This window comes from Agrobacterium sp. H141 (genome assembly GCF_057158725.1).
The window spans coordinates 2,893,725-2,916,818 of the sequence record NZ_CM169893.1; the positions used below are offsets into that span (position 1 = coordinate 2,893,725).

25 protein-coding genes are annotated in these 23,094 nt (G+C 57.7%); 4 read left to right on the forward strand and 21 right to left on the reverse strand.

Translation table 11 applies throughout. The features are described 5' to 3' along the window. Nucleotides 1-59 precede the first annotated feature (59 nt). The 6 genes from ACWPM9_RS13400 to ACWPM9_RS13425 all read right to left on the reverse strand — a co-directional run bounded on the left by ACWPM9_RS13400 (nucleotide 60) and on the right by ACWPM9_RS13425 (nucleotide 4,487). Complete coding sequence (locus ACWPM9_RS13400) at nucleotides 60-602, reverse strand: MerR family transcriptional regulator (RefSeq protein ID WP_484755442.1); 543 nt, start codon at nucleotides 600-602, stop codon at nucleotides 60-62. 122 nt (nucleotides 603-724) lie between these two features. Then, nucleotides 725-1,063, reverse strand: coding sequence for an integration host factor subunit alpha (locus ACWPM9_RS13405; RefSeq protein ID WP_428185104.1), 339 nt, complete (start codon nucleotides 1,061-1,063; stop codon nucleotides 725-727). A gap of 108 nt (nucleotides 1,064-1,171) precedes the next feature. Further along, nucleotides 1,172-2,143, reverse strand: coding sequence for a beta-ketoacyl-ACP synthase III (locus ACWPM9_RS13410; RefSeq protein WP_428185105.1), 972 nt, complete (start codon nucleotides 2,141-2,143; stop codon nucleotides 1,172-1,174). 19 nt (nucleotides 2,144-2,162) lie between these two features. After that, nucleotides 2,163-3,209, reverse strand: a complete 1,047-nt coding sequence (gene plsX / locus ACWPM9_RS13415; protein ID WP_428185106.1) for a phosphate acyltransferase PlsX — start codon at nucleotides 3,207-3,209, stop codon at nucleotides 2,163-2,165. Between the two features lie 112 nt (nucleotides 3,210-3,321). Beyond that, nucleotides 3,322-3,885, reverse strand: a complete 564-nt coding sequence (locus ACWPM9_RS13420) for a YceD family protein (protein WP_484755443.1) — start codon at nucleotides 3,883-3,885, stop codon at nucleotides 3,322-3,324. Next, nucleotides 3,882-4,487: a ubiquinol-cytochrome C chaperone family protein gene (locus ACWPM9_RS13425; RefSeq protein WP_428185108.1), complete on the reverse strand. Its 606-nt coding sequence runs from the start codon at nucleotides 4,485-4,487 to the stop codon at nucleotides 3,882-3,884. Before ACWPM9_RS13425 ends, ACWPM9_RS13420 begins: the two co-directional genes overlap by 4 nt. A gap of 210 nt (nucleotides 4,488-4,697) precedes the next feature. Here ACWPM9_RS13425 and ACWPM9_RS13430 point away from each other — a divergent pair, with 210 nt between their 5' ends. Continuing rightward, nucleotides 4,698-5,201, forward strand: a complete 504-nt coding sequence (locus ACWPM9_RS13430; protein ID WP_484755444.1) for an outer membrane protein assembly factor BamE — start codon at nucleotides 4,698-4,700, stop codon at nucleotides 5,199-5,201. Between the two features lie 155 nt (nucleotides 5,202-5,356). Here ACWPM9_RS13430 and ACWPM9_RS13435 read toward each other — a convergent pair whose 3' ends face one another. The 4 genes from ACWPM9_RS13435 to ribH form a co-directional block, all read right to left on the reverse strand. Further along, nucleotides 5,357-7,495 carry a sodium-translocating pyrophosphatase gene (locus ACWPM9_RS13435; RefSeq protein ID WP_484755445.1) on the reverse strand — a complete coding sequence of 713 codons (2,139 nt, stop codon included), beginning with the start codon at nucleotides 7,493-7,495 and terminating at the stop codon, nucleotides 5,357-5,359. Nucleotides 7,496-7,642: 147 nt separating this feature from the next. Further along, nucleotides 7,643-8,869: an MFS transporter gene (locus tag ACWPM9_RS13440; protein ID WP_484755446.1), complete on the reverse strand. Its 1,227-nt coding sequence runs from the start codon at nucleotides 8,867-8,869 to the stop codon at nucleotides 7,643-7,645. Between the two features lie 34 nt (nucleotides 8,870-8,903). Further along, the gene (gene nusB, locus ACWPM9_RS13445; protein WP_484755447.1) at nucleotides 8,904-9,380 is read right to left on the reverse strand and encodes a transcription antitermination factor NusB; all 477 of its coding nucleotides are present in this window, start codon (nucleotides 9,378-9,380) and stop codon (nucleotides 8,904-8,906) included. Between the two features lie 3 nt (nucleotides 9,381-9,383). Then, nucleotides 9,384-9,842: a 6,7-dimethyl-8-ribityllumazine synthase gene (ribH, locus tag ACWPM9_RS13450; RefSeq protein WP_428185113.1), complete on the reverse strand. Its 459-nt coding sequence runs from the start codon at nucleotides 9,840-9,842 to the stop codon at nucleotides 9,384-9,386. 352 nt (nucleotides 9,843-10,194) lie between these two features. On the opposite strand from ribH, the gene ACWPM9_RS13455 reads away from it, so the two are divergent. Then, the gene (locus ACWPM9_RS13455) at nucleotides 10,195-10,539 is read left to right on the forward strand and encodes a hypothetical protein (RefSeq protein ID WP_428185114.1); all 345 of its coding nucleotides are present in this window, start codon (nucleotides 10,195-10,197) and stop codon (nucleotides 10,537-10,539) included. Between the two features lie 302 nt (nucleotides 10,540-10,841). Here ACWPM9_RS13455 and ACWPM9_RS13460 read toward each other — a convergent pair whose 3' ends face one another. The 7 genes from ACWPM9_RS13460 to ACWPM9_RS13490 form a co-directional block, all read right to left on the reverse strand. Next, nucleotides 10,842-11,468, reverse strand: a complete 627-nt coding sequence (locus tag ACWPM9_RS13460; protein ID WP_484755448.1) for a riboflavin synthase — start codon at nucleotides 11,466-11,468, stop codon at nucleotides 10,842-10,844. Then, the gene (gene ribD / locus ACWPM9_RS13465; protein WP_484757654.1) at nucleotides 11,468-12,520 is read right to left on the reverse strand and encodes a bifunctional diaminohydroxyphosphoribosylaminopyrimidine deaminase/5-amino-6-(5-phosphoribosylamino)uracil reductase RibD; all 1,053 of its coding nucleotides are present in this window, start codon (nucleotides 12,518-12,520) and stop codon (nucleotides 11,468-11,470) included. The genes ACWPM9_RS13460 and ribD overlap by 1 nt, the downstream gene beginning before the upstream one ends. A 29-nt stretch (nucleotides 12,521-12,549) precedes the next feature. Beyond that, complete coding sequence (gene nrdR / locus ACWPM9_RS13470) at nucleotides 12,550-13,026, reverse strand: transcriptional regulator NrdR (protein ID WP_428185116.1); 477 nt, start codon at nucleotides 13,024-13,026, stop codon at nucleotides 12,550-12,552. Nucleotides 13,027-13,043: 17 nt separating this feature from the next. Beyond that, complete coding sequence (glyA, locus tag ACWPM9_RS13475) at nucleotides 13,044-14,333, reverse strand: serine hydroxymethyltransferase (protein WP_428185117.1); 1,290 nt, start codon at nucleotides 14,331-14,333, stop codon at nucleotides 13,044-13,046. Nucleotides 14,334-14,583: 250 nt separating this feature from the next. After that, entirely contained in the window at nucleotides 14,584-15,909 is a 1,326-nt protein-coding gene (locus tag ACWPM9_RS13480) for a L,D-transpeptidase family protein (protein ID WP_428185118.1), read from the reverse strand. Between the two features lie 308 nt (nucleotides 15,910-16,217). After that, nucleotides 16,218-16,727, reverse strand: a complete 510-nt coding sequence (gene ldtR, locus ACWPM9_RS13485; RefSeq protein WP_428185119.1) for a transcriptional regulator LdtR — start codon at nucleotides 16,725-16,727, stop codon at nucleotides 16,218-16,220. A gap of 156 nt (nucleotides 16,728-16,883) precedes the next feature. Then, entirely contained in the window at nucleotides 16,884-17,297 is a 414-nt protein-coding gene (locus ACWPM9_RS13490; RefSeq protein WP_484755449.1) for a DUF6163 family protein, read from the reverse strand. 179 nt (nucleotides 17,298-17,476) lie between these two features. Between ACWPM9_RS13490 and hemB the strand changes: the two genes are divergently transcribed. Both hemB and ACWPM9_RS13500 read left to right on the forward strand, forming a co-directional pair. Continuing rightward, a complete protein-coding gene (gene hemB / locus ACWPM9_RS13495; RefSeq protein ID WP_428185121.1) occupies nucleotides 17,477-18,487 on the forward strand; it encodes a porphobilinogen synthase in 1,011 nt (336 codons plus the stop codon). Nucleotides 18,488-18,588: 101 nt separating this feature from the next. After that, on the forward strand, nucleotides 18,589-19,047 hold the full coding sequence (locus ACWPM9_RS13500) for an RDD family protein (RefSeq protein WP_428185122.1): 459 nt from the start codon (nucleotides 18,589-18,591) through the stop codon (nucleotides 19,045-19,047). 69 nt (nucleotides 19,048-19,116) lie between these two features. On the opposite strand, the gene ACWPM9_RS13505 is transcribed toward ACWPM9_RS13500, so the two are convergent. From ACWPM9_RS13505 to ACWPM9_RS13520, 4 genes are all read right to left on the reverse strand, one after another. Next, nucleotides 19,117-20,391, reverse strand: a complete 1,275-nt coding sequence (locus ACWPM9_RS13505) for a TRAP transporter large permease (RefSeq protein ID WP_428185123.1) — start codon at nucleotides 20,389-20,391, stop codon at nucleotides 19,117-19,119. A gap of 7 nt (nucleotides 20,392-20,398) precedes the next feature. Further along, nucleotides 20,399-20,962, reverse strand: a complete 564-nt coding sequence (locus tag ACWPM9_RS13510; RefSeq protein ID WP_428185124.1) for a TRAP transporter small permease — start codon at nucleotides 20,960-20,962, stop codon at nucleotides 20,399-20,401. 85 nt (nucleotides 20,963-21,047) lie between these two features. Further along, nucleotides 21,048-22,034 (reverse strand): sialic acid TRAP transporter substrate-binding protein SiaP, encoded by a 987-nt coding sequence (locus tag ACWPM9_RS13515; protein WP_428185125.1) that lies wholly within the window; start codon nucleotides 22,032-22,034, stop codon nucleotides 21,048-21,050. A 99-nt stretch (nucleotides 22,035-22,133) separates the two neighbouring features. Next, nucleotides 22,134-22,877: a GntR family transcriptional regulator gene (locus ACWPM9_RS13520; protein WP_428185126.1), complete on the reverse strand. Its 744-nt coding sequence runs from the start codon at nucleotides 22,875-22,877 to the stop codon at nucleotides 22,134-22,136. Nucleotides 22,878-23,094 lie beyond the last annotated feature (217 nt).

The window sequence follows — 23,094 nt, forward strand, 5'->3', positions numbered from 1 at the left end:
TAGTCTTTCGGGCTTTATGACGCAAGGACAATTTTGTCGCCAAGGGCAAAAAAGGGTGGTTAGCGGACCTGATCGAGAAGGCGTTTGCATTCCAAAAGATCATAAAGTGCCTCCTGCAGAAGCGCCCTGTCCTCTTTTCCCACAGTTGTTCCACGCGCGTTCGCCACAACGCTGTCATCATCACCGTGGCCACCGCCAAAGCCAAAGAACCGGTTGCTTGCCTTTGCCTTGGGGCGGCCGACGATCTGATCGTCGTCTGCCGTGCTGAACTGCGGTTCGTCATTGTTCTTGGAAACGCTGGCAGCAACCGTTGCTTCCATTGCATCGACATCACCATTGGCGACCGCGATGACGAATTTATTGCCATTGGTTTTCAGAAGCTTCTGCACGCCCTTGATCGTGTAGCCCTGATCATAGAGCAGATGGCGGATGCCCTTCAGCAATTCGACGTCGTCAGGGCGATAATATCGACGTCCGCCGCCGCGCTTCATCGGCTTTATCTGCGGAAAGCGGGTTTCCCAGAAGCGCAGCACATGCTGCGGCAGATCGAGATCGTCTGCGACCTCACTGATGGTCCGAAAGGCGTCAGGGCTCTTGTCCACGGTTCCGCTCCTGTCTGCGACGCAGATACTGTCGTCGCAACTCATGCGTATTTCAACGGGCACGAGGCCGTAATTCAAGACTTTCGTCCAAGGTTTTGGAAAATATCGGTTTTACGCGAATGTCAGCTCGCCGGATTGACAGGCTTCTGCTTGGCCTTGCGGGCGTTATGCGCGCGCAGGATGCGCTGCTTGAGCACGTTGGAGGCCTTGAAGGTCATGACACGACGTGGAGAGATCGGAACTTCTTCGCCGGTTTTCGGATTGCGGCCGATGCGCTCATTCTTGCTGCGAACCTGGAATGTGGCAAAGGAAGAGAGCTTTACGGTCTCTCCCCTGACAATTGCATTGCAGATTTCGTCGATTACCGTTTCCACGAGCTCCGCCGATTCGGTGCGGGAAAGCCCCACCTTGCGGAACACCGATTCTGCTAAATCTGCGCGGGTAACAGTCTTTCCGGCCATCGTATAAAGCCCATCTCTTCGCCAGAATTAATCAATGAAAAGGACAGTATTGCCCTTGGCCCTAGCGGTCAAGCGCTTGTTTGAAATCCGTTATTTCGAGCAAATTGGTTACCAGCGCAGCAAAACGGCACCCCAGGTAAAGCCGCCACCCATCGCTTCAAGCAGGACCAGATCGCCCTTCTTGATACGCCCGTCACCGGCTGCAACAGACAAAGCCAGCGGAATGGACGCGGCCGACGTATTGCCGTGCAAATCGACGGTAATGACGACTTTTTCAGCAGGAATACCAAGTTTTTTGGCCGAAGCGTCGATGATTCTCTTGTTGGCCTGATGCGGGACCAGCCAGTCGATATCGTCGGCACCTGTGCCGGTCGCGTCGAACGCCTGCTCGATCACATCGGTGATCATACCGACGGCGTGCTTGAAGACCTCGCGACCCTCCATGCGCAGATGGCCGACTGTACCCGTCGATGACGGGCCACCGTCGACATAGAGTTTTTCCTTGTTTGCGCCATCGGACCGCAGCTGAGAGGTGAGGATACCTCTGTCGGCAATCGTGCCCTCGCCCTCTTCCGCCTCGAGAATCAGCGCCCCTGCACCATCGCCGAACAACACGCAGGTGGTGCGATCGGTCCAGTCGAGGATGCGCGAAAAGGTTTCAGCGCCGATGACCAGAACGCGCTTGGCCATGCCGGTGCGTATATGGGCATCTGCCGTTGCCAGCGCGTAAACGAAGCCCGAACAGACGGCCTGAACGTCAAAGGCATAACCATGGCTCATGCCAAGGCGATGCTGGATATTCACCGACGTCGCCGGGAAGGTGTTGTCCGGTGTCGATGTCGCCACAATGATCAGGTCGATCTGATCAACTGTCATGCCTGCATTTTCAAGAGCCGCACGCGCTGCGCCCTCGCCCAGCGACGCTGTCGTCTCTCCGTCGCCGGCAATGTAACGCTGATGGATACCGGTTCGCTGGACAATCCACTCGTCGGATGTGTCGACAATACTTTCCAACTCGCGATTGGGAACCGCCCGTTTCGGAAGCGATGCTCCGAAACCGCGTACTACAGACCGGATCATGTGTTTCTTACCCTATAGATTATGCAGCTTCTGGGCCCGCGCTGGACGGGTGGCTTGCATGATATTTTTTGAGATCGTTTTCTATCTTTTCGGTGAGGCCGTTGCGGGCCATGTCGTAACCGACATCAATGGCCGCGGCAAAGCCTTCAGCGTCGGTGCCGCCGTGGCTCTTGATGACAATACCGTTGAGGCCGAGGAACACACCGCCGTTGACCTTGCGCGGATCCATCTTCTCGCGCAGGCGATCAAATGCGCCCTTGGCCAGCAGATAACCAAGCTTGGCCATAAAGGTCCTGGACATGGCTGCGCGCAGATATTCTGCGATCTGGCGGGCAGTACCTTCCGCCGTCTTCAGCGCAATGTTTCCGGTGAAGCCTTCGGTCACCACAACGTCGACAGTGCCCTTGCCGAGATCGTCGCCTTCAACAAAGCCGTAATAATCGAGGGAATCGAGACCGGCCTCACGAATCAGACGACCCGCTTCCTTGACCTCTTCCTGTCCCTTGCCCTCTTCGACACCGACATTGAGCAGGCCAACGAGCGGCTTTTCGATTTCGAACAAGGCGCGCGCCATGGCGCCGCCCATCACGGCGAAGTCGAGAAGCTGCTGGGCATCGGCGCCAATCGTTGCGCCAACGTCCAGAACGATGCTCTCACCCGAGAGCGTCGGCCAGATGGCAGCAATTGCCGGACGCTCGATGGTCGCCATCGTGCGCAAACAAAACTTGGACATTGCCATGAGCGCGCCGGTGTTACCGGCGGAGACGCACACATCGGCCTCGCCTTTCTTCACCGCGTCGATGGAACGCCACATGCTGGATACATAGCGGCCACGACGCAGGGCCTGGCTCGGCTTTTCGTCCATGGCGACTGCAACTTCGCAGTCGTGAAAGACATATCGGTCCTTGAGCTTGGGATATTTTGCGAGAATGGGCTCGCACTTTTCTTTTTGACCGAACATGACGAAATTCACGTCCGGATGACGTTCCAGCGCCTTTACAGCGCCTGGTATGACAACTTCGGGACCGAAGTCGCCCCCCATCACATCGAGAGAAATCCTGATCACGCTGAGTTGATCCTCCTGTTCGCCAAGGCAGGCGAATTTTTCGGCCAAAATACCGGTTTTGCCGCCACTGACAACTTGTTTATGCCTCCCGGGAGAGCCCGGCGAGGTGCGATCAATCCTTTTTCCAGTCTTTCAGGACCGCGAATGGCGATGGACGCGCGTCTTTTTCGTCATCACTCTCAATGTAGTCGGAGAATTCGGCTTCAGGCTTCTTCGGGTAGGGATCGATGGAAAGAGCCGCAAATTCGGCGACGAGAGCGCCAGCGTCTATCGTATCTCCGGAGAATGCCTCCGGAATATCCGGGCCTTCCGGATCGAGTATCATCTCGCCGTTGTCGTCGGTCATGATACGCGCAAGCTTGGAACCTTCGGGCACATAGATCTGCTCAATCTCGTTATCCACCCTGGACAAAACGGGCTCGAGAGTCACGACGCAGGCCTGAACCAGTTCGCCCTTCAGTGTCCCGCGAATGCGAATACCATCTTTTTTCCAGCGTGCGATCTGAAGATCGGCGGACAGTGAATTGACGGCCTCGACGTTCCAGAGCGCAGCCAGACCGGCGCGCTCGACCTCATTCGCTTCCAGATGCACCTGCACCGGATTGGCGGATACATGGCCAACCTTGACGAGATATGAGAACGGCGTGTCGCCTTCCTTGGGATTTTGGGTCTTCATGCAGTATCCCCTCCCGGGGCAAGAATAACGAGATGGCCAGAGGCGACCTCGTCTTCGGTGATCGCAGTGAGCGCCTTTTCCGCGCCGATAGTCCAGGCGGCGAGTTTTTCCATCGTTGGAGCGCCCGCGCCTGCGTCGGGGTATATATTGCGTCGAAGCGCCAATGCCAACTGTTCTCGCTCATCAGCGTCAATCGCAGCGGAATACGATTCCAGCCGCCCATAGAACATGCCGGCGAATTTCTTCATGCGCTTTGGCACGCTCTGGTCACCCACACCAAGTTCGCGAATCGAATGATCGATATCGGTAAAGAATGCATCGATGATTTCCTGGGCAAGCTCCTGGCCGCTGCGCTCAGACTTTGCCGTGCGGCGGAAAAACAGGATCAGTACCAGTGTGAGCATCTCGAAACGGCCCATAACGGTGTCCGGAACATCGAGATCGGTGTAGAAATACGGCGTGCGCGCAAGTGAGGTCAGCGCAGCATATTGCCGGTCCACGATGATCTGGTTGTGCTTTCTCTGGCGAAACAGCTTGAACAGAATGGTTTTTCCCAGAATTGGCCGAGGAAGGAGCATACCATACCCGGCACGTTGTTGCATGATTGCGCAAGCTGGTTTACCGAAGCAGTCGTGAATTGCAATGCCATCGCCGCATTGGGCACGGGATGACCGGTCTACCGGTCCCTTAGACCCGACAGCGATCGGTCTGGACGAACCGGCATCTCGATGCGACCTTTCCCCGGAAAGGCCACAATCATATGCCCAACAAGTCGGGCGCCGCCACGATGGCGTCAAACGCAGCAGGGAGACGTGTGCTTGAAAATTCGGTATCTTAATTCGGGCAAGGGCGTTTTCCGCGGTGCGGCAGCGGGACTTCTTATGTCGAGCGCCATCCTTGCAGGCTGCACCACCCAGGAAGTCTTCCATAACGGCTATATCGTGGACGAGCAGGCATTGGCGCTGGTTCCAGTGGGTTCGAGCCGCGAGCAGGTTCTGCTGTCGCTTGGCACGCCATCCACGACAGCGACTTTCGACAGCGAAGTCTTCTACTACATTTCCCAGACGCGCGAACGCCCAGTTGCCTTCATGAAGCAGCGTCTGGTCGAACAGAAGATCCTTGCGATCTATTTCGACAAGGATGGCGTGGTCTCGCAGATCGCCAACTATTCGATGAAGGATGGCAAGGTGTTCGACAACATTTCGCGCACGACACCGACCGGCGGCAAGGACCTCACCTTCCTGCAGCAGGTTCTGTCCGGAGGCAGCGCGGGTGCCGCCAACAGCGTCAAGAATATTCTTGGTGGCGGCCTGTAACCTCGGTCAGCACCAATCATTAAAAGCAAGCCCGCGAAGAGATCCTCTCCGCGGGCTTTTCTTTTTGGGATCGGATGCCCGCGCGCAGGCATCCATATCTTGATACTGATCAACCGGGTCGCGCTTCAGCCAAAGCCCAAGCGCGTTGCCTGTCCTCAGCCAGCCAGCACTGCCAGCAGCAGCAATGCGACGATGTTGGTGATCTTGATCGCGGGATTGACGGCGGGACCTGCTGTATCCTTGTAGGGATCGCCAACGGTATCACCGGTCACGGATGCCTTATGGGCATCCGATCCCTTGATGTGGGTCACGCCGTCCTTGTCGATAAAGCCATCTTCGAAACTCTTCTTGGCGTTATCCCAGGCACCGCCGCCCGAGGTCATGGAAATCGCCACGAAGAGGCCGTTGACGATGACACCCAGAAGCGAAGCACCAAGGGCTGCGAAGGCGGATGCCTTGGAGCCGGAAATGAGCAATACGCCGAAATAGACGACGAGTGGCGCCAGAACCGGCAGCAGCGAAGGAATGATCATTTCCTTGATCGCCGCCTTGGTCAGCAGGTCGACCGCGCGACCGTAATCCGGTTTGACGGTTCCCTGCATGATGCCGGCTTCCTCACGGAACTGGCGACGGACTTCTTCCACGATCGAACCTGCAGCCCTGCCAACAGCGGTCATGGCAATGCCACCGAACAGATAGGGGATCATGCCGCCGAAGATCAGACCGGCCACAACGTAAGGGTTGGACAGGCTGAAGGAGATGTCTCCCATATTGGCGAAGTAGGGATATTGCTCGCTGTTGGCTGCGAAATAGGCCAGATCGTTGGAATAGGCGGCAAAGAGCACGAGCGCCCCCAGACCTGCGGAGCCGATGGCATAGCCCTTGGTGACAGCCTTGGTGGTGTTGCCGACGGCATCCAGCGCATCGGTTGTCTTGCGCACCTCAGGCGGCAGTTCGGACATTTCAGCGATACCGCCGGCATTATCGGTCACCGGACCGAAGGCGTCGAGCGCGACAATCATGCCGGCAAGGCCAAGCATGGTGGTCACCGCAATGGCCGTGCCGAAAAGTCCAGCGAGCTGGTAGGTGGAAACGATGCCGCCGACGATCACGAGTGCCGGCAACGCGGTCGATTCGAGCGAAACCGCCAGTCCCTGGATCACATTGGTGCCGTGACCGGTGACCGATGCCTGGCTGATTGAATTGACCGGACGCTTGTTGGTGCCGGTGTAGTATTCGGTAATCACCACAATCAAGGCGGTGACCACAAGGCCCAGGATGCCGCAAAGAAAGAGGTTCCAGCCGGTCACATCCTGACCGGCAACGGTGCCGATGGAGCCCCAGCCGATGGTGAACGATGTGGCGGCACCGAGGCCAAGGATCGACAGGAGACCGGTGACGATCAGACCTTTGTAGAGAGCGCCCATGATCGAGCCGTTGGTCCCGAGCTTGACGAAGAATGTGCCGATGATCGAGGTGACGATGCAGGCACCGCAGATAGCCAGCGGATAGATCATCGACAGTTCCAGCATGGCGCTGCCGGCAAAGAAGATCGCGCCGAGAACCATGGTGGCCACAACGGACACCGCGTAGGTCTCGAACAGATCGGCCGCCATACCGGCGCAATCGCCGACATTGTCGCCGACATTGTCGGCAATGGTTGCGGGGTTGCGCGGGTCGTCTTCGGGAATACCCGCTTCAACCTTGCCGACGAGATCGCCGCCGACATCTGCACCCTTGGTGAAGATACCGCCGCCCAGACGGGCAAAGATGGAGATCAGCGATGCGCCGAAGCCGAGCGCAACAAGCGCGTCGATCACATCGCGTGAGCCGCTTTCATGGCCGAGAATGACAGTGAGCACGTAGAAATAGATAGACACACCCAACAGAGCGAGGCCTGCGACGAGCATGCCGGTAATGGCACCAGACTTGAAGGCGATGTCGAGACCAGCCGCCAGGCTTTGCGACGAGGCCTGCGCCGTGCGGACATTGGCGCGGACCGAGACATGCATACCGATGAACCCGGCAGCGCCTGAAAGCACGGCGCCGATCAAGAAGCCGAATGCCGCAGTTGGCGAGAGCAACAGCCAGGTAATGATGAAGACCACGACGCCCACCATGGCGATGGTCATATACTGGCGTGTCAGATAGGCCTGCGCGCCTTCGCGGATATATCCCGCAATTTCCTGCATACGCGCATTACCCTGATCGGCTGCCAGGACCGAGCGCGTGGCCCAGATCGCATAGACGATCGACAATAATCCGCAAACAATTACGCCTAGAAGCACTGTCATTCGCAATTCCCTCCCGAATTGCCCACGCCTCACGTAACGCGGGCATTGACGTGCCAATCCGACCTCCCCTCCGAGGACGTTTTGCACGAGGCGAGATTGCGTTGCCGATTTATTGACGTCAAGCCCCGCTTCGGTAGGGGGCGAAGCTCAGGCTGGCTTGCGCGCTGCAGAGCGCATCTGCAATGCCAGAAGGATCAGGCAGAGAACGGTAACTGGCCAGATCACGAGATTCATGACGGCCCAGCCATAGGCTGCAAAGACCTTGCCCGACGAAAAGGAAGCGAGTGCAACGGTGCCGAACAGAACGATATCGTGGAAGCCCTGCACCTTGTCGGCCTCCTGCGGACGATAGCTTGAGGCGACAATGGCCGTGGCACCGATAAAGCCGAAGTTCCAGCCGATGCCGAGCAGCACCAGCGCCAGCCAGAAATTCCAGAGTTCTATGCCCATGTGAGCGACGAGTGCGCAGGCCATCAGGATCACAAGACCGGCGGCCACGATCTTCTCACTGCCGAAGCGTGAAATCAGCATGCCGGTAAAAAAGCTCGGGGCAAACATGGCGATGACGTGCCATTGGATGCCAAGCGTTGCAAGCTCCGGCGAGAAGCCACAGCCAATGACCATGGCAAGCGGAGCGCCGGTCATCATGAAGCTCATCAGCGCATAGGATGCCACGCCGCAGAACATTCCTGTGAAGAACCGTTGTGTGGCGATGATCTCCGTCAGGGGCCGGGCCGGCTCACCTGTAGCATGATCATGCTCGGTCTTTTTCGGCAGGTTCAGGAAGAATAGAATGGCGATTGCGATCAGCATCAAGGGCGCGATGCTGAGGAAGGAGCCGGCAAATGTCACCGGTGCCAACGCATCCTTCATCTGAATGGCGATCTGTGGACCGACGATAGCGGACACGATACCACCCGCCAGAATCCAGGAAATGGCTTTACCCTTGAAGAAACTCGGCGATGCGTCGGCTGCGGCGAAACGGATCTTCTGGGTGAACCCGCCGGATATGCCAACCAGAATAAGACCGAAAGCGAAAATCCAGAAATCGCTTTGATAGAGCGCATAGGCGGCGACACAGCCGCCTAGGGCTGCCATCATCGCGCCGACCATGAAACCTTCACGGCGACCGAGGAAGCGCGCCACTGCAGCCACCAGAACGGCGCCCATGGCGACACCAAGGTTGAAACCGGTGACGGGAAGCGTGGCGAGCGATTTGTCGTCGCCCAGAAGCTGGAAGCCAGCAAGCCCGCCCAGTGAAATGCTGATCGGTGCCACGGAGCCCAGCACCGACTGTGCAGCGGTCAACAGAAACACATTGCGTTTGGCGCGACCAAACTGGACATCCATCTGGGTGCTATCGGCCACGCTCATTGCACTGTTTCTTTCCTGATCCGCCTTGGCGATTTTACTTTTCGGTGCGTACCTGCTTGGCGATGCGGTCGAGAACAGCATTCACCAGCTTTGGCTCATCGTCCTCGAAGAATGCCCGGGCGATCTCGACATATTCGGTGACGATAACCGCGACAGGAACATCCTTGCGCTCGACAATCTCAAAAGTGCCGGCGCGCAGGATGGCGCGCACAGTGCTGTCGATGCGCGACAACGCCCAGTCGTCCTGCAAAGCCTTGCGAATGACCGGGTCGATCTTGGTCTGATCGCGGACAACGCCCGAGACGATAGAGCGGAACCAGCCGGGATCGGCCTTCAAATAGGTCTCGCCGTCGACTTCCTTGCCAAGACGATGCGTCTCGTATTCCGCCATGATTTCCAGCACGCCAGTACCGCCGATATCCATCTGATACAGGGCCTGGACTGCGGCGAGCCTTGCGGCGCCGCGCTGGTTTGCCGGCTTGATAGCCGGGTTTTGATCTTCGCTGCTCATTGCTCAGCCACTCAGCTTGTTCTTCAGTTTGATCATCGTCAGGGCCGCACGCGCTGCGAAGCCGCCCTTGTCCTTGTCGGTACGACGGACGCGTGCCCAAGCCTGATCTTCGTTTTCCACTGTCATGATACCATTGCCAATGGCAAGCGATTCAGAGACCGCCAGATCCATCAGTGCGCGCGAGGATTCATTCGACACGATATCGAAATGATAGGTCTCCCCGCGGATGACCATGCCAAGGGCAACGAAGCCGTCATAGTTGGTGCCCTCATCATCGGCCGCATCCAGCGCCATGGCAATCGCCGCCGGAATTTCGAGCGCACCCGGTACAGTGACCACGTCATAGGTCGCGCCTTCTGCGTCCAGAGCGACAGTTGCACCTTCCAGAAGGGCGTCCGCCATATCGTCGTAGAAGCGCGCTTCCACGATCAAAAGATGCGGCTTTGATTTTGTCTGCGACATGTCTTTAGCCCTTGATTGTTCGGCAAATCACGGCATTTGCCGGAGAGATGGCGGTCAAACCATGATGATGATGGATTGGCAAGTGTTTTTAGCGTGGTGAAGAAATGGAGCTCCCGCTGCCGCCAACATTCGAAGGGCCGAGTCGTGCGACTTGCGACGCAGGTGAAGGCTCACTTCGCAGATTGCGACAAATCTATGCCAGAGAACATTAATTCTCCGATACCAGATTAAATAATATGTAATGAATTTCAGTAACTTACGCCACTATTTTGCCCAAAACCGATCCCAGATTTGATCCTGCAAGCGGGAGGTATTCATGCCTCTCACTGGTTTCATTGAAAGGAGAATTACAATGAACCGCTTCGCAACACTCGCCGCCATCGGCCTGATGTCCGCCACTTCTTTTGCCGGTGCAAGCTTTGCCTCTGACAAGGCTTCCAGCCTTGACCATGATATCGCCACGACGAAAATGGTGAAATTCCAACTGCAGGACATCTCCTCGATTGCGAAGAGCGACCCCAATTATACAGCCTATAATGCACTCACACCGAAATCGCCGGGCGTCCACAAGCTGCAGGCATCCATCGAGTCCAACAAGACCCTGATGAAGGCGCTCAAGGCCGACAAGGTTGAGATCAACAATATCGTCGCGGCCAAGAAGGCCGAAGACGGTGGTTTGACTTTCTACGTCCGCTAGCCGCGCGCGAACGTTCCAAGTCATGAGTGCCGGCATTCCCTCTCTTCTGCCGCCCGGGAGAGAGGGAATGCGGTTCAGTTTATTGAAGGGAACCAAATCCAGATCATGACGTTATTACCGCAGCAGCCACTCATCGGGTGGCTCACAGCACCGGACAGTTCCAGTGTAAAAGGAGATGACAATGTTTCGTGGACTTTTGCTTTGGCTCGTAGGGATCCCCCTCCCCTTCGTCATTCTGTTCCTGCTGTTCTTCAGATAATGTTGCAGCCTGGTCGGGTATAAACGGCCGCCGTCAAGCCCCGTTAGATGGACGATCCACCGGCTCCGGGAAATTCGGCCAGGCGCGCAGCATATCTTGCCATCGTATCAATCTCGAGATTGACGAAATCTCCGGCCTTACGGTCTCCCCAAGTGGTAACCTCCAGTGTGTGCCGGATCAGCAAAACATCGAAATCACAGCCATCAACCGCATTGACCGTGAGCGACGTTCCGTCGAGCGCGACGGAACCCTTGGGCGCAATGAAGCGCGCATAGGCATCCGGCACTCTCAGCCGGATACGTACAGCATCGCCTTCCTCGGCGATCGACTGGATCTCGGCCTTGCCATCGACATGGCCGGAAACGATATGGCCGCCCAATTCATCGCCAACCTTCAATGCGCGCTCGAGATTGATGCGGGTCCCCTCGGACCAGGCGCCAATGGTGGTCAGGCGCAGCGCTTCTTCCCAGGCCTCCACCTCAAACCAGCGCTCGTTGGAACCATCCTCGGACAAAGCCGTAACCGTGAGGCAGGTGCCGGAATGGGCAATGGACGCGCCCATGTCGATCGTGGCCGGATCATAAGCCGTGCGGATGCGCAGTTTGACGCCTTCATTGAGGGGGGTGATCCGATCCACCACGCCAATATCGGTCACAATTCCAGTAAACATCAGCTGCTTCTCTCGTATTCCACCAGGTGGTCGGGGCCGAAATCAGCCTCGCGCACAATTTCATAACCATCTGGAATATTGGAGGCGGTGACGGGCGATTCAATCCCACCTTCACCGATTGTATCAGGCCCGCTGAACAGCAGGATGCGATCGACAACACCTGACCCCAGAACGTCCTTTGCGACGCGGGCTCCTCCCTCGATCAGCAGCGAGGAGATGCCACGGCTTGCCAGCGCAAAGAGCAAGGTATCGATGTCATCGGCTTCCAACACCTCGACCCCGCGTTCCGCCAGCGTCTCGCAATAGCGCGATGCGTCCTTGCGCTGCTCACTGGTCACAAGGATCGTCGGGACATCATGCGCTGTCTGGACCAGTTTAGAATCCAGCGGCAATTCGAGCCGGCGGTCGAGCACAATACGGATGGGCGAGCGCGCTTCCATGCCGGAAATGCGCACTGTCAGTTCGGGATCGTCAGCAAGCGCCGTGCCTATGCCAACGAGAATCGCATCGCAATGGGCTCTCAGATGCTGCACTTCGGTGCGCGCCTCAGGGCCTGTAATCGCGATCTGGCCTTCGCCATTGCGGCCGATCATGCCGTCTGCAGAAATGGCAAGTTTCAGAATCACTTGCGGCCGGTTTTGGGTCTGACGCATCAGGTAGCCTGCCAGCACCCGGCGCACCTCATTTTCGGCCATGCCTGTTTCCACCTGGATACCGGCATCGCGCATGATCTGCAGTCCCCTGCCCGACACCCTTTGGTCCGGATCGGGTAGCGACGTCACCACACGCGCCACGCCGGCCTTGACCAGGGCGTCGGCGCAAGGCGGCGTCTTGCCGTGATGGGAACAGGGTTCGAGCGTCACGTAAACCGTCGCGCCCCTTGCCTTGTCGCCAGCCTCATCCAGGGCCTGCGTCTCGGCATGGGGGCGTCCACCCACGGCCGTGACCGCCCGACCGACGATCTCGCCATCCTTGACGATGACGCAGCCGACTGAGGGATTGGGTGATGTCTGGCCGAGATGTGTTTTCGACAGGCGGATTGCCTCCGCCATGAACCGCTCGTCATCTGCCGCGGTCAACGTCAATCTCCGACGGTGTCGCGGGAGATCTTGGCATTGATCTCGGCGATGACGTTTTCAAAATCCTCGGCATGGGAGAAATCGCGATAGACGGAGGCGTAGCGAACGAAGCCGACGTCGTCGAGACCCTTCAGCGCTTCCAGCACCTGCAGGCCGATTTCTTCCGATCCGATTTCCGTTTCGCCCGAGCTTTCCAAGCGACGGACAATGCCGGAGACAGCGCGCTCTATGCGCTCGCTATCCACCGGACGTTTGCGCAGTGCGATCTGAAACGACCGCACCAGCTTGTCGCGATTGAAGGGTGCCTTGCGACCGGTCTTCTTCAACACCATCAATTCGCGCAACTGCACGCGTTCGAAGGTGGTGAAGCGGCCGCCGCAATCCGGGCAGATGCGCCGCCTGCGGATGGACGTATTGTCCTCCGCAGGACGGGAATCCTTGACCTGTGTGTCTTCAGATCCGCAAAATGGACAACGCATCGGCTCGAACTTCTTCCTTACAGGTAGGGATACATCGGGAAGCGATCGGTCAGCTTGACCACTTTCTCGCGCACGGCAGCTTCGACAGCGGCATTGCCCTCATCGGAGTTCGCCGTCTTCAGACCATCCAGAACCTCGACGATCAGGTTGCCGATTTCTGTGAATTCGGCTTCCTTGAACCCGCGGGTGGTGCCGGCCGGTGTGCCGAGACGAATGCCCGAGGTGACGAATGGCTTTTCCGGATCGAAAGGAATGCCGTTCTTGTTGCAGGTCACATAGGCGCGGCCGAGCGCTGCTTCGGCCCGCTTTCCGGTGGCGTTCTTCTTGCGAAGATCGACCAGCATCAGATGGTTGTCGGTGCCGCCCGATACGATATCGAGGCCGCCCGCCACCAGCGTCTCGGAAAGCGCCTTGGCGTTCTTGACGATCTGGGCGGCGTATTCCTTGAACTCGGGCTTTAACGCCTCTCCGAAGGCAACGGCCTTGGCGGCGATGACATGCATCAACGGACCGCCCTGAAGGCCTGGGAACACAGCCGAATTGAACTTCTTTGCCAGATCCTCGTCATTGGTGAGGATCATGCCGCCGCGCGGTCCACGCAGCGACTTGTGGGTCGTGGTGGTCGCAACGTGGCAATGCGGGAACGGCGACGGATGCTGGCCACCGGCGACCAGACCGGCAATATGGGCCATATCGACCATCAGCCACGCGCCGACTTCGTCAGCGATCTCGCGGAAGCGCTTCCAGTCCCATGTGCGGGAATAGGCCGTGCCGCCAGCAATAATCAGCTTTGGCTTATTCTTGCGGGCAGTTTCCGCCACGGCGTCCATGTCGAGCAGGTTGTCGCCTTCGCGAACGCCATAGGACACGACATTGAACCACTTGCCGGACATGTTGACTGGCGAACCGTGCGTGAGGTGACCGCCCGAGTTGAGATCGAGACCCATGAAGGTGTCGCCCGGCTGCAGAAGTGCCAGGAAGACCGCCTGGTTCATCTGCGAACCGGAATTGGGCTGCACATTGGCGAAGTTGACGCCGAACAGCTGCTTGGCGCGCTCGATCGCGAGTTCCTCGGCGATATCGACAAACTGGCAGCCACCATAGTAGCGCTTGCCCGGATAGCCTTCGGCATATTTATTGGTCATGATCGAGCCTTGGGCTTCGAGCACGGCGCGGGAAACGATGTTTTCGGAGGCGATCAGCTCGATCTCATGACGCTGACGGCCCAGTTCCTTCTCGATCGCGCCGAAAATTTCCGGATCGGCTTCGGCCAGCGGGCGGGAGAAGAAGGCATCGGTGTTCGACATTATGGCAGGCTCCTGAACGGGAAAGATGCAGTGGCGTCTTAGCCCTCCATATGCCCAAGGGCAATACGGGGAGCGACATTTGCCCATCAAAGAGCGCAGGCTGGGTCAGTCGGCGCCATTCTTTGCGCCTCTCGGCCGCGGTGACAATTCGCTGATCGAGCGCGGAAGCGACGGAACAGAAGCATTGCGACGCAAAACGGCCCTCCCGAAGGAGAGCCGCCCCACAAACTTTATTCTCGAACAGCTCAGCTTATTGCGGAAGAATATCGTCTTCCACAGACCCTGAAATCTGCTCGATACCGGCAGTGGTCTGGAGCGCCAGCTGGGCATCGCCGTCAAGCTGGTAGATATCATCGCGGAACTGCACGACGCGGTCCTTGGCCGACCATGCGGTGATATAGACCCAGTGCACATGTGGCGGATCGACAACCGGGATCGGCGTGTTCACGCGGCTGGCAATGACCTGCTCGATGTGCTGACGATCCCAGGTTGGGGTGTTCTTCAAAATCCAGACCACCAGGTCGCGCACGTTCTGAACGCGAACGCAGCCTGACGATTCAAAGCGCATCAGCTTGTTGAACAGACCCTGCGTCGGCGTGTCGTGCATATAAACCGCGTCTGGGCTCGGGAAGTTGATCTTCACCGAAGACATGGCGTTGATCTTGCCCGGATCCTGACGGAACATCAGGTTTGGCGCTTCAGCTGCGAACCAGTCCACGGATTCAGGCGAGACTTCCTGGCCCTTGTTGTCGAACAGCCGGATATTGTTGCGCGCCAGATAGGTTGGATCTTTCTGCATCAGCGGAACGATGTCCTTTTTGACGATCGAGCGCGGTGCGGTCCAGTACGGATTGAGGATGATGTCGGAGACCTTGGAATCGACCAGTGGAGACTGGCGGCTTTCGCGGCCTACAATTGCCGTGTTGCGAAGGGCGACTGTATCGTTCTCGACAGCTTCGACATAGGCGGCCGGAATGTTGACCATGATATAACGCTGGCCAAGGTCTTCCTTCATGCCCTCAAGACGCTGAAGGTTCTTGTTCAGCTGCGAGAGGCGCACGTCAGCGGAAACATTCATCGCCTTCAGCGTGAATTCACCGAGTACACCATCTTCCGGCAGGCCGTGACGCGCCTGGAAACGCTTGACGGCCCCGTCGACATAGGAATCGAAGGAGTCGGAGACGCCGGCCGAACGGGCAAGGTCGCCGGAAATCATCAGACGCTGGCGCAAGACCCGGACGGATGGATCGACAACGCCGATCCTGAGCTTGACGCCCGAATTGACCATCGGCCAGCCGCCATTGGCGACGATTGCCTGATAATCACCGATCGCCTGCAACAGATTGACCTGATTGCTGGGACTCAGCACGGGCGAATTTGAAATCGCGCTGACATCGGTGCGAGATGCCTTTGCATCGAACTGGTCATCCCAATTGCCGCGGCGCGGCGCATTGATGACCTCGTTAATGGCCGACTGCGCGGCAGCCGTTCCCGCTATCGCGGCAGCGGCTGTTGTCGCCGCACCCCGAAGCAGGGCTCGACGCGACATAGCGAGAAGTTCGGACTTGTTCGACATTTCTTAGCGTATCCCCAGCGATTCAGACTCGATGCATAATGTGGCATAGTCAGCCCATGGACTCCACCGCCGGTTCACTCGAAACATGGCGATGAAATGCGCCCATCAGGCAATGGATTTGGTATATGTTGCGGGTCCCATACCAATATGGCCAATTCGTGTCAGCACCGGGGTGCTCACGAAGGCGTGTTTGCGCGTGAAATTGGCGAACCCGCTGGGGCCGCTGCCGCTTTCATGCTGAAAACAAGAAAAAGCCGGGTGCGCAAACAGCACACCCGGCCTTTTTGTCTATCGGGGGCAGTGTCTAATTACAGCCGATAGAGGATCTGGTCGTTCCAGAAGCGGTCGAGCCGCTGGAGGAGCTTGTTCATTTCCGAGAATTCATTCTCGCCGATACCGCCGACCTTCTGGATCGAGCCGATGTGGCGCTCATAGAGCTTTGCCACGGTTTCAGCGATCGCCTGGCCGTCTTCCGTCAGGCTGATGCGGACCGAACGACGGTCGATGCGCGAGCGCTGATGGTTGATCAGGCCAAGATCAACCAGCTTCTTGACGTTGTAGGATACGTTCGAGCCGAGATAGTAACCACGCGAGCGCAGTTCGCCAGCTGTCAGTTCGGAATTGCCAATGTTGAACAGGAGCAATGCCTGGATGGCGTTGACGTCGCTACGACCCTGGCGGTCGAACTCGTCCTTGATGACATCGAGCAGACGACGGTGCAGTCGCTCGACAAGGTGAAGGGATTCCATGTACAGGCTGCGGATCGCATCTTCCTGCACGTCGACAATATCTGCCTGCGGCTTAAGTTTCGTGTTCATCGGTCTGCCTCACTGTTTTTGGCGGCGGTTTTGTTTTTTCTTCCCGCCTTGTGAGTGACCCTATCGAATGCATATAAAATTCTATTTAAAACGTAGGCTTAACAAGCCCTTACCAGCATCGACTTGGTAAATAGGGTAAACCAAGCCTTTATGCGTTCAATGGCGCTGCCGGGCCTCCAGCCATAATGCCAGACGAAAGACGGCATAGACCAGCACCACCGTGCAATGCATTGTGATGATCAGCATGCTCTGGCCAAAGGTGTCTGTCCAAAGGCCATACATCAAGAACTGCAAGCCTGCGGCGAATATCCAGATGACGCTGCCCCAGGCTGCGGCAATCCACAGACCAAGGGCGGCCACAGGAAAGACCACCGCCAATGTGGAGGCCGCAACCTTCCATGGCACGGACAAAAGGTCGAAACGTCCCATTCCGCCGAGCGAGTAGCCCGTCAGCATGGCCCAGTACTGCAAACCCAGCCACAGGCATGACACGGCGACGAGACGAAAGAAGACGACAAACAAGCTTTCGGTGAGGCTTGGTTTCGGGGCGTGTGAAGAATCAGCATCCATGGCGGCGACGATAGCCCTTGCGATCCTCGCCCGCCAGATCGTCGCAGCATGTCCGACAGTGTTTGGCAAATGACGATGGCATGATAAGGCAATTGCCGATGCTGGACGGCTCAAGCGGACCAGCGCGCCCCATAATATGACAGTGCATGCCAAATTGAGACAAAGGGAGCCAGCGCCCAATGACAGACAAGACACATCTGGTGGATGAAATTACCGGTCATCGCCGCATGCGGCGTATTCGCAAGGCCGACTGGGTGCGCAGGCTCACTTTGGAAAACCGGGTGACGGTAGACGATCTGATCTGGCCGATCTTCGTTATTCCCGGCCATAATATCGTTGAACCGATTGCCGCCATGCCGGGCGTCAATCGCATGACGGTGGACAAGGCGGTTGAAGCCGCCAAGGAAGCCGCAGACCTTGGTATTCCTGCACTTGCGACCTTTCCCAATGTGGAGATGGACCTTCGCGACGAGACCGGCTCGGCCATTCTCGATGCCAATAACCTGATCAACACGGCAACCGCTGCCATCAAGAAGGCTGTTCCCAATATCGGTGTGATTACCGATGTTGCGCTCGACCCCTTCACCAGCCACGGCCATGACGGCATTTTGCGGGGCGACGTGATCGTCAATGACGAGACGGTCGACCAGATTGCTCATGCCGCCGTTTTGCAAGCCGATGCCGGGTCCGATATCATTGCGCCCTCCGATATGATGGACGGCCGCATTGGCGCCATCCGCAAGGCGCTGGACGCCGCGGGCCACCAGGATGTCGGCATCATGTCCTATGCAACCAAGTTCGCCTCTTCCTTTTACGGCCCCTATCGCGAGGCGATCTCGACGGATGGTTTGTTGAAGGGCGACAAGAAATCCTATTACGTCGACCCCGCCAACGGCACCGAAGCCTTGCGCGATGCGGCTCTCGATGTGGAGGAAGGGGCCGATATGCTGATGGTCAAGCCCGGACTTCCCTATCTCGATATCTGTTGGCGCGTGAAGGAGGCATTCGGCCTGCCGGTCTATGCCTATCAGGTGTCTGGCGAGTATGCGCAGATCAAGGCAGCCGCTGCCAATGGCTGGCTCGACGGCGACCGGGCGATGATGGAAACGCTTCTCGCCTTCAAGCGCGCAGGCTGTGACGGCATCCTCACCTATTTCGCCATGGATGTGGCGCGCGCGCTGTCCAAGTAGGTCTCACGCATCCGCCGACCGCACAGACCGCACGCCAGGGTTTGAATTTCATTTTACGTCTCCCCATATCATGGAGGAACGAAGGCAAAAAGGAAGCGACCATGGCCATTGATCAGAACCAGACCTATGCCGCCCCCGATGACTGGCGCGCCTATAGCGGCGTGCTGACACGGCGGATGTTTGCTTTCCTGATCGACTATCTGCTGATTGCGGTGCTGTGGGTGCCGGCTGCAGTGGTGGTCTTTTTTCTCGGCGTCCTGACACTTGGTCTCGGATTTCTTCTTTATCCGATCCTGTTCTTCATTGTTGCAGGTCTTTATTTCGGGATGTCTCTGGCTGGACCACGCCAGTCGACACCGGGCATGCGTGCCATGGGTATCTTCATGGTGAAGGTCGATGGCGGCAAGATCGACTTCGTCACCGCCATCGCGCATCTGGCTCTATTCTGGATCCTCAATTCTGTGCTGACACCGCTCATTCTGCTGGCCGGTCTGTTCATCGACCGCTCGCGACTGGTGCATGACCTTCTGGTCGGAACGGCTGTCGCCCGCGCTTACTAAAACCTACTCTTCGGTTCAACGGTCCCCTGCCCTGCCCCGGTCTTCAACGTGTGAAGCCGGGGCTTTCTTTTATCTGTACCAAAGCGTTGGCAGATAAAGGGTGAGAGACGGTATCGCACTGATCAGGAACAGGACGATGAAGAGCGGCACCAAGAACGGTGCCACCGCCCTGATCGTCTTGTCCAGCGAGAGGTTCGACACCTGAGCCAGCACGAACAGCACCATACCCACGGGCGGCGTCAAAAGACCGATCATCAGATTGAGCACCATCACCACACCGAACTGAACCGGATCGATGCCCACATGCAGGACGGCCGGCATGAGAACGGGTACGAGGATCGAAATCGCCGCGATCGTTTCCATGAAACATCCAACGATCAGAATGATGACGTTGATGATGAGCAGCAGCAGCAGCGGATTTTCGGTGACTCCGAGCAGGAAGGCGGTGACGGTGGCCGTCACCTGGGTCACGGTCAGGATCCAGCCAAACAGTGAAGCGCCCGCCACGATGATCAGAACGCTGGCTGTGGTCTCGATGGTCTGGATGCTGATGCTGTAGAAGCGGCGCAAGGTCAAAGTACGGTAGAAGATGAAGCCCAGCATCAGTGCCCAAGCACAGGCAGCAATCGCTGCCTCGGTTGGCGTGAAGGCGCCGGTTGCAATACCGCCGATGATGATGACAGGTGTCAGCAAGGCCGGAAGGGCGGCAATAAAGGTTGTGCCAAGACGCGTGACGCTGAACGCCTGATCGCGTCCCATGCCCTTTCGCCGGGAATACCAGGTAACGTAGATCATCAATGCCAGTGCCATCATCAGGCCCGGAATGAAGCCTGCTGCGAACAGTTGGCCGATGGAGACATTGGCCATGACGCCAAAGATCACCATAGGCAGCGATGGTGGAATGATCGGGCCAATGGTTGACGATGCCGCTGTGATACCGACAGCCATCTGGTCATCATAGCCGTGATCGCGCATCGCCTTGATCTCGATGGTGCCGAGACCACCGGCATCGGCAACGGCTGCACCGGACATGCCGGCAAAGATGACCGATGCCAGAACATTCACATGCCCAAGTCCTCCGCGCAGCCAACCAACGGCCGCGGTGGCAAAATTGAAGATACGGTTGGTGATGCCGGCCGAGTTCATCAGGTTCCCGGCCAGAATGAAGAAGGGCACGGCAATCAGCGGGAAGGAGTCGACGCCGCCTGCCATGCGATGCAGGACCACGAAATCGGGAATATGTCCGATGAAGTGCGTGTAGACGAGCGATGCACCGCCAAGGGCCACGAATACGGGAACACTGAGGAACAGCAGTCCGAAAAATACGATCAATAATATGGTCATGATGCCCTCAATCGGCGGTCAAATGGGTGTTGACGTCCAGCGGTCTCCAGCCTCGGCGCGCATTGGCGATGAAGGCCTCGACCGCACGCCAGAACATCAGCAGGCAACCGATGCCGATCCCGCCGTAAATGACAGCCATGGAGACATCGATAACCGTCATGCGCTGGATCGACATGCGCTGGGTGATGGTCCAGGAGAACCAGACCAATATGCCGACAAAGCATACGGTGATCGCATCAGCGACGAAGCGGCAGGCACGGCCTGCCGTCGGCGGAAAGGTATCGACAATAATGTCGACCGCGATATTCGAGCGACGCCGAAAGACGATGGCAGCACCGAAGAACGTGACCCACATCAAAAGATAGCGCCCGACCTCTTCGGTCCAGGCAACCGAGTCGTTGAGCACATAGCGCGTAAAGAACTGCAGGAAGGTCACGCCGCCCAGGGCCCAGAAAAGTATGAAGGCAATCACGTCGTCGATATGGAACTCAATGGGCTCCTCAACGTCGTCCTCCACCTGAATGACAATCTCCTCGCCGGGACCTGCCGGCACCACACCTTTTGTCGTCATCGTTCGTCCATCCCAATGCACATCACAAAGCAAACCGCACCGCCCGCGCACAGCTGTGTGCCGGGCGGTGCATTTTCACAGACGATCAGAGCGCCTGCAGCGCGTCGTATTGCTCTTGTGTCCAGCCAGCGCCCGATTCCGGATCGTTGTGGAGTGGCTTGGCAGCTTCGATGAAGGGACCACGATCGACTTCAACGACGGTTGTGCCCTGCTCCGTAAACCAGGCCGCAAGCTCACCTTCTGCCTTGCGGATCGTTTCCGTGGAGTTCGAGGCTGCCTCGCGCAGCACATCCTCGAAGATCTTCTTCTGGTCGTCGCTCAGTTGCGACCAGATATGAGGACCGACAATCGTCAACAGAGACTCGGTGATATGCTCGCTGAGCATGATGTGGCTTTGAACTTCGTAGAACTTCTTGGCCTTGATGGTCGGCAGAGGATTTTCCTGGCCGTCAACGGTGCCCTGCTGCAGCGCCAGATAGACTTCGGCGAAGGCGATCGGGGTGGCATTTGCGCCGACTGCCTTGGTGAACATCAGATATAGCGGTGCTGGCGGCACACGCAGCTTCATGCCCTTCATGTCGGCCGGTGTCTTGATTTCCTTGTTTGCCGTCAGGTTCCGCTGACCGTAATAGGTAAGCGCAACCACATGATTGCCGGAGGCCTGGTTGTAGCCATCGGCCATTTCGCCGAAGAGCGGAGAATCGCGGTAAGCCTTCCAGTGATCGAAGTCACGGAGGATAAAGGGCGCGTTGCTGATCGAGATGGGCTTGAAGATCGAGCCGGCAAAGGCAACGCCGGTATAGATGATGTCGACAGTGCCGAGTGTCAGGCCTTCGTTGATCTGGTTTTCATTGCCAAGCTGAGATGCCGGGAAGACCGAGATGCTGATCTCTCCGTTGGTACGCTTCTTGATTTCTTCGGCAGCCCAGAGCGCCTGCTGGTGATAGGGTTCGCCCGTCTCGTAGACGTGCGCCCATTTCAGTTCCATGGCAGCCTTTGCCGGCAGTGCAAGCGCGCTGGTCATGGCAAGGGCAGCGGTCGCGACCATCGCGTTTCTGCGGGTAATTTTCATGTCTTCCTCCCAAATAAAAGGCCGGACGGTTCGGCCGTTTCCTCCGCCAAATCACGCACCAACTCCCTGTGGTACGGTAGCTTTCCGCCAAGGTTCGCCTCAGCGCAAAAGATCCTCCTCGTCGACGAAATAGGACGGATTCAACCGACGAATTTCATCGACAGCTATTTCAAGAGCTTCGATATGCCGGTCCATGGCCTCCACCGCCCGGTCCGGATCATGGCGCTCGATTGCCTCAAGCACCGCCTCATGCTCCTCGATAACACCCAGCATGCGACCTTCCTGCGGCAGCGTCACGCGCCGATAGCGATCGACATGCATCTTTGCATGTTCAACCATCGTCCAGATGCCCGGATAGCCGGCCATGCGGGCGATTGTCGAATGAAAGGCCTCGTCTGCGAGGTGAAACTGCTCGCGCTCCCCCGTCGGCAAGATCTCCCGCATGCGCACAAGGCGCGACTTCAATTCCAGGATCTGGCTCTGGGTCGCAACTTGCGCTGCAAGACGCGTGGTGACCCCTTCCAGCGCCTTCCTCACCACAATGGCTTGCGGCAAGAGGTTCAAGGGTATGCGCGCAACATAGGTGCCGGATTTGGCGCGCACGTCGACCAGCTTATCCGACAGCAATCGCTGTATGGCCTCGCGCACCGGCGTGCGGCTCACCTTGTAGTGGTCTGCAACGGCGATTTCGGAGATCGGCTCACCGGGTGCCAGCTCAAGCTTGAGAATACGATCCTTCAAATCGGCATAGAGCGCGCCCTTCGACAGTGCCAATGCGGAAGCGCGCGACGACGTAGCCGCGGATCGATCTGACTTTTCGCCTTCCTGTGCGAGCTTGCCCATTTCCCTCCCCTTTGCGCGACCATTTTTAGTTTCAAGCCTTCGCATCTCGACGGCTACCAGATGCATCCCTTGTATGCAAGATATCCTAGTCGATCAATTTGGGGATCAATGATTGCCGGTCGTTCGCGCCAATGGCAGTTTTGGCGCAACAATATTTCGCCCTAAGCCATTGATTTGGTCGCTGCCGCTATTTCCCGCCGGCGCAACGGCATATAGG